A 6,184-nucleotide genomic window follows, 5' to 3' on the forward strand; every position below is an offset into this window, starting at 1 on the left:
TGCCTGGGCATTGCCGTGGCCGCTTTCCTCGGTCATGGCGCCGCTTGCATGCTCGTAGGCCTGCAGGGCCTGGCTCACCATCTGGGCGAACACCATTGCCTGCACGTCGCCGTCGCGCTGGCTCGCCTTGTCAATTCTGGCGCTCACCGCTTCGCCGAGGAGACCGTTGACCTGGGCGATCTGCTTCTTGATGTTTGCGCTGGGACTCTTTACCAGCACCATGGTCTTTAGCTTGCCAAAGGCGGCCGGCAGGTCCTTGGCTATCCTCTCGTTCTTTTCGGCAATCTCTTTTACCACATGCTCGTCAAAATGCATGGAAGCGTTATCAATGTGCTCAAGAGCCACATCAGAGTTCCGGAGGTTCTTGCTTGCAAGCTGCAGGTGCACCTTGGCTTTTTCCACGCCGGCAATGAAATTGGCGCTCTCGTCGCCAGAGAAATTGTGCGCAAGCGCTCTCTGCCCGGCAGAGGCGTATAAAAGCCCGGCAAGCGCTACACCCGCCAGCAAAAGAGCAGGAATCTTTAGTCGCATGCATGTTATTGAACGGATGTACTAATTAGTCTTATAGTACATTTCTCGGACACGCGGCCAGGTTATTGCGGATTAAGAAAAAGCAGGTCAGCCCTTGCCCATGTGTGATAGCCGCGACCTGCCGGCGGCGAGTGCCGTGCCGAGCGCAACTGCAGCGATCCCAAACGCGCCAAGCGGGAACTCGGGCGTCACCTGCATCGGGATTTCTACCGCCTCTGACTTGCCAGAGCCATCGATGTTTTCAATCCTCAGGGTATAGCTGCCCTGCTCGTCAAACGTGTAATGCTGGTCTGCAGCTGTCTGGTTGGCTCTGTGCGTGCCGTCCAGCTGCTCGCCGTCCTTTAGCAGCACGATGTCGTAGGTCGCCTCATCCAGGTGGTTGCCCTGCGCGTCCATTATTTCTATCATAAAGTGGTTTTCGCTCCCAATGTCGCCTGAGGTCCAGCCAACCTCCACGCGGAACATGCCGGTGGTGCTTTCGCCTTCAAGCGCTATGGATTCGCCGTCTTCATCGTCAAGAGGCAGGCCAAACGCCGCGCCGAGGTTCTCATGCACCTGACCGTGTGTTATGGCAGTCACGTCGGCGACCGAGTCCTCGCTGTCGACTGCTGCCTGCAGCGCATCTATCCCGGTTCCAAGAGCGTCAAATGCCTCCTGCGAGCCGTCTGGCGCCTCCAGCTCGGCATACAATTCGCCCATCCTTGCCGCCAGGGCCTGTGAGACTTGCAGCGAGGCGAGGTCCACCATTTCGCCAGCGTTATCGCCAGACTCGTGGTCTTCGGACTCGTCGTCGTGCGCCTCTTCGCCAAACGCGGCGCCGTACTCTGCCAGCACCTCGTCAGCAAGGCCCGCAATCACGAGAGCCCTCACGGTAGAGTTTGCCAGTTGCTCGCTGTCTATCCTGACAGACACCGCTTCGCCGAGGAGACCTCTGGCGGTGCTCACCTTCTCGCCCACCCCCTGCACGAACTGGTCGGCTCCTGCCAGCGTGGCGTTCAGGTCATCAAGCGCCGCCGGCAGGTCGGTCCCTACCCTCTCGTTCTTTTCGGCAATTTCGTCAATCATGTGCTCGTCGAGGCCCGAGGTCGCCCTGTCGGCATGCGTCCCCGCCAGCTGCACGTCGTCAACGCCCAGGCTCTGCGTCACAAGGCTCAGGTGCGCATCTATTTTTTCAACCGCCACAATGAACTCGGCACTCTCGTCGCCTGAAAAAGTGTGAGCGAATGCATGGGGGCTGGATGCAAGGGCAGCAAAGACCAGTGCAAAACCGGCAACGGCGGCCCGTGTTTTCATGCAATATAATTTGATTCATCGTTAATTAGTTTTGTAGTACAGCGTGACTAGAGCCTGTCTCTAGAATGCAGGTAAACTGCAATGGCTGCTACCGCCACCGCTGCGGGCGTCGCATAGTAGAGCAGTATCTCGTCAAACGGCATCCCAGGTGGCGACGCTGAAATGTCAAAGCTTGCCTCCAGTGCCTGCGCCTCGTACTTTTCGTGGCCGGCAATCCGCGTCTGGACCGTCACCACATACGAGCCGGCCTGCTCAAAGCGGTACGGGACGGTGATGTCGCTTATCTCGTACAGCCTGTACGGGTCCTGGAAAATAACCGGGCCGTTTTTCTCGGATATCGTGACTGCAGAATGGACGTTGTAGACGTTGCTGCCGTTATAGAGCACGCTAAAGTTGAGCGTAGAGTTGGCGCCTATCGTTGGCGATGCAGGAAAAGGCTGGAACACCACCTGAAAGCCGTCGACGTCCCTGGTCGCGCCGAAAAAGTGCGCGTGCGCCGGCGCCACAGACAGCATGCCGGCAAGGGCAAACGCGAGTGCAAGGTAGCGCAGCACCAGTTTTGGTTGCAGCCAAGCATATTTCAACCATTGGTACATTCGGAGAATGCACCACAACTGCTAATATGCAATCTGCCCGCTCAAAGATATCGCAGGACCAAGCGATCGCCTTTTCATCACACAGGGGAGGGGACAGCCCCTTTCCCATCGTGTCAGGTCTTTTTGCGCCTTCGCATAACCGCTATCGCGCCAGCCGCGCCGGCTGCCGCCGCGCCGACGCCGGGCACAAGAGTATAAAGGTAGTCGTTTGGCCCCGCGACGTCGAGAAGGAACGTAAATGTCAGCGTCTCGCCGCTGTATGCATAGTCCTGCAAGTCTGCATAGAGCGCGTACCTGCCCGGCTCTGAAAAAGTGTAGTCGAGTGTGTAATGGCCAAACGGGACGATCACCGGTCCTATGCCATAGATCTCGTCCCCGCCCTTGGCAAGCCGGAGGGTCACCGTGACGTCTATAAGGTCGTCGCCGTTGACGCCTGCGAGCCGGAGCATCAAGCTGGATGGCGACCCGGCGACAGGAGGGTTTGGCATCAGGGCGACTTCAAAATCATAGTTGCCGATGCGCTGGCGCGTGACTGCGTTGTTGAGCGGGTCGGCTGCGGCCTGCTGCGTCAGCAGCAATGAAACCATAATGGCAACGACGAGGAGCCCCTTCACGGCGAGCCTAGAGCTCGTCCAGCATTTCAATATAGTTGTCGACCACCTTGTCGACAAGTGTCGCCCTGTACTTGGCAAGCACGTCTGCAACCAGGTCGCGGCTGGCAAGGCCGTACAGCTGGTATTCGCCGTACCTGACCGAAACGATGCCGGCCTCCTTCAGCCGCTTCAGGTGCGACGACACCGTGGAAGGCGCCTTGCCCGTGTGGACCACTATCTCGTTAAAGGTGCACATGTCTTGCTGCAGTATGAACGATATTATCTCGCGCACCGGCTCGTGCCTGACAAAAGAGAGCAAGTGCGACTCGTTCTCCGGGACGTTTACCGGAAAGTAGCGCGTCGCGCCGGCTCGCCTGTCGACCTTGATGACGCTGGACTTTTCAAGCGCGGACAGGTGATAGGTCAGGACGCCGTTTACAAGGCCGGTGCGCCGGAGAAGCTCCCGGTAGCGTATGCCCGGCTCGGTCTTTATTATCTGCAGCAAAAGGTCCGGCGTGCCGAGTGTTAGCTCCATCACTTGTTCACCTTTAGCACTCCAAGCCCAAACAGGCTGAGCATAGCCAGCAGTATTATGTGCGAAGCTTCTATGTTAAGGTTAGGCACCTGGAGCGTCGCGAGCATCCCGGCCGACTGGAACAGGTAAAACACCTCTGCGACGACAAGCGCGATGAACCCAAGCGCCATAAAGAGCGTACGCGAGCCGCCGGCCCGCCTGTAGGCAAGCACAGAAACGATGCTGAGGAACGCGGCTATCGTGATGCTGGCAATGTGGACAAAGATGTGGTAAAGCATAGACTCGTGAGTCACGTGGGGCAGCACGAGCGGCGCGATGATTCCCACCACTATGGCCGCGGTGAGCCCAAAGAGCATGGGCTTGCTTGCTCCCTGCTCAGCGGGACGGCTGCCTGTCTGCATATATAAACAAAGATTTTTTTGCCTAATAAACGGATTGGTACAGAAGCCGAAGTTACGCTCGGAGCTAAAGTCGAATATGCCTTGCTCGTATATGATGCAGGATGCTTTCGAGCTCTGCATAACGCGGTCAGGCGGATACACGCCTTCGCAGCTACTAGTTCATTCGCCGAATGAACCAATTTTCTTTTTACTTTTGCCCCTCTCCCAAAAGAGATGGAATTTCCAACATCTCTGACCAGAAACCTAAAGTTGCTGGCAATTGCCGCCGGATTGGCGGCCATTGGAGGCATCTATGGCGGTACGGTTTTTGCAAGCCACAGCTTTGAGCTGGGTACTACCGGTAATACTATACCGGATAATACGCACATCAGGCTGGACGGCATGACGCTTCCGCCTGGCGGCGTTCTACCCCTGTACGATGCAAGCCCGAATTTTGTTGCGGGACACTACCTTATGAGGGCATCATGCGATCCAGAAACCAAAGTGCCTCTAGTAACAGTGATTGCAGGGCATATTGACGAAAGCGCAGAAGGAACCTTTGTAGACAAGGTGCCCCTTTACTACATAGACCATGCCTCTACTGCCGATAGTTGCGTGTACCACGCCCACGTTCCCGACCCGCTTAACGGCGGGGCTGCAAGAATCACCGACATTGCCCTGATTAACCTGTCCGGCTCTGATGTCGCGTTCAATCCTGGAGACGTGGTGGACATCAACGTCCAGAGGGTACTTGGCAAGATCTCTGATGCCGAATACGATGCATCGCAGCTCCCAGGCAGCATAACACACGGCAATCCAATCTATGACCTGAACGACGGCAATCCCGACAATGACGGCATGGGATTCCACGGCGGAGAGGAGTGAGTGAAAAATGACTGCAAGCCCAGATACTCAAAATAAAAAGAAAAGCGCGGCGTTATGGAGCAATGCATTTGCCGCGATGGCCTTGCTGCTGTCGGCAGGAACGATTCAATCCGCATCTGCGCATGGGCGTTTCACATTGCCCGTGGATGACCCGCACCTGCAGGGCAAGCAGGTGGTTATTGTAATCGGGCATAGCAACGAGCCGACTTTCGGAGTTGAAGCGGGTGTCACCGACGGCCTGCATAACCTGGAACTGTCTCTGGCCGACTTTGACACAAAAATGCCCCTTGCAGGCGCGCAGCTAAAGGCTGACAAGTACTACTTTAAGGACATCGAGTCGTTCAACGCAGCTGATTCGGCAGCCGACGCCAGCGCAAATCAGACGGGCGTCACGGTGGGCGGCACCTTTGGCCAGGCGGGGTTCTACCAGGCCAGGCAGATGGTCTCTGAAGGGATATACGGCTACAGAATCTATGGAACGATAGACTATTTTGGTGAAGCCTCGATACCGATTGACGTAACCACATTCTGCAGGAGCACGGAAGGCAACACCACCAAGTTCAATTCTCCAGGATTCGTGGGAGGATATGGATGCGTACCTAGCGTAGAGACGCTTGCCTTTCCCGCAAATGCGCTAGACAACGGCGCAAAGGATACTGCAGTAGTAAAGGTAGTGGCTGTAGGACCTGATGGAGAGAACTTGCGCATGTCTGCCAAGCTGAGGCAGGGCAACGAGCTCGTGACGCAGGGTTATACACCATTCTACTTCCAGGGCAAGGTCGGCGACACTTACAAGGTAAGCGTGGCCAACTTTGGGAGCAGAGTTTTAGACAGATGGGATGATGGAAGCACAAGCAAAGATAGAACAACAACCCTGTCAGGAGACAGCACATTGACTGCCAGCTATCGCCTCAAAAACGCGGCAATCACGTCAAATTCGACCTCTCCGACAGCTCTCGCAAAGAGCAATGAAGCCCAGCTGACTGTTCCGGTGTCATACAGCTATGCCAATTCTGCACAGTCGCCATCATCAACCGAGAACACCAGCCTATTGCAGCTGTTAGGCGTAGGAATTTCCATGGCAACTGCAGGAGTAGCGGGATTAAGAAAATACAAAGGGAGGAAGGACGGACCCAGAGGGGATTAGCTCTCTCTTTTCTTTTTTCAAGAATTTTTGGCAAAAAGCATCATATAGTATGCACAGGCCAGCCGTTCAAGCTATGTCAAAGAGGCGCAACCCTTGACAGAAGGGTATCATAGCCGCTTTTGTCTCCAGCCACTCTAGTTCTCCAGGCTACAGGTCAAAGTACCAGCCGTTTACCATCCCCTTCCAGTATTGCAGCCCGTCTTCTTTGTTGGTCGACTCGACAA

At 55.9% G+C, this 6,184-nt stretch carries 8 protein-coding genes; 2 read left to right on the forward strand and 6 right to left on the reverse strand.

Annotated elements, in window-relative coordinates:
* The 6 genes from ACREAY_RS08980 to ACREAY_RS09005 form a co-directional block, all read right to left on the reverse strand.
* Window positions 1-531 (reverse strand): hypothetical protein (locus tag ACREAY_RS08980; protein ID WP_431755435.1); only part of this gene is annotated, 531 nt, incomplete at its 3' end.
* Between the two features lie 87 nt (window positions 532-618).
* Window positions 619-1,824 carry a hypothetical protein gene (locus ACREAY_RS08985; RefSeq protein ID WP_431755436.1) on the reverse strand — a complete coding sequence of 402 codons (1,206 nt, stop codon included), beginning with the start codon at window positions 1,822-1,824 and terminating at the stop codon, window positions 619-621.
* 47 nt (window positions 1,825-1,871) lie between these two features.
* Entirely contained in the window at window positions 1,872-2,378 is a 507-nt protein-coding gene (locus ACREAY_RS08990; RefSeq protein ID WP_431755437.1) for a hypothetical protein, read from the reverse strand.
* 155 nt (window positions 2,379-2,533) lie between these two features.
* On the reverse strand, window positions 2,534-3,034 hold the full coding sequence (locus ACREAY_RS08995) for a hypothetical protein (RefSeq protein ID WP_431755438.1): 501 nt from the start codon (window positions 3,032-3,034) through the stop codon (window positions 2,534-2,536).
* Window positions 3,035-3,041: 7 nt separating this feature from the next.
* Window positions 3,042-3,548, reverse strand: coding sequence for a winged helix-turn-helix transcriptional regulator (locus ACREAY_RS09000; protein WP_431755439.1), 507 nt, complete (start codon window positions 3,546-3,548; stop codon window positions 3,042-3,044).
* Window positions 3,548-3,949 carry a hypothetical protein gene (locus ACREAY_RS09005; RefSeq protein WP_431755440.1) on the reverse strand — a complete coding sequence of 134 codons (402 nt, stop codon included), beginning with the start codon at window positions 3,947-3,949 and terminating at the stop codon, window positions 3,548-3,550. The genes ACREAY_RS09000 and ACREAY_RS09005 overlap by 1 nt, the downstream gene beginning before the upstream one ends.
* 213 nt (window positions 3,950-4,162) lie before the next feature.
* On the opposite strand from ACREAY_RS09005, the gene ACREAY_RS09010 reads away from it, so the two are divergent.
* Together ACREAY_RS09010 and ACREAY_RS09015 are read left to right on the forward strand one after the other, a co-directional pair.
* On the forward strand, window positions 4,163-4,813 hold the full coding sequence (locus ACREAY_RS09010) for a hypothetical protein (RefSeq protein ID WP_431755441.1): 651 nt from the start codon (window positions 4,163-4,165) through the stop codon (window positions 4,811-4,813).
* A gap of 136 nt (window positions 4,814-4,949) precedes the next feature.
* Complete coding sequence (locus ACREAY_RS09015) at window positions 4,950-5,960, forward strand: hypothetical protein (protein WP_431755442.1); 1,011 nt, start codon at window positions 4,950-4,952, stop codon at window positions 5,958-5,960.
* Window positions 5,961-6,184: the final 224 nt, after the last annotated feature.

Origin of the sequence: Nitrososphaera sp. (assembly GCF_050748925.1) — an archaeon.
Lineage (GTDB): Archaea > Thermoproteota > Nitrososphaeria > Nitrososphaerales > Nitrososphaeraceae > Nitrososphaera.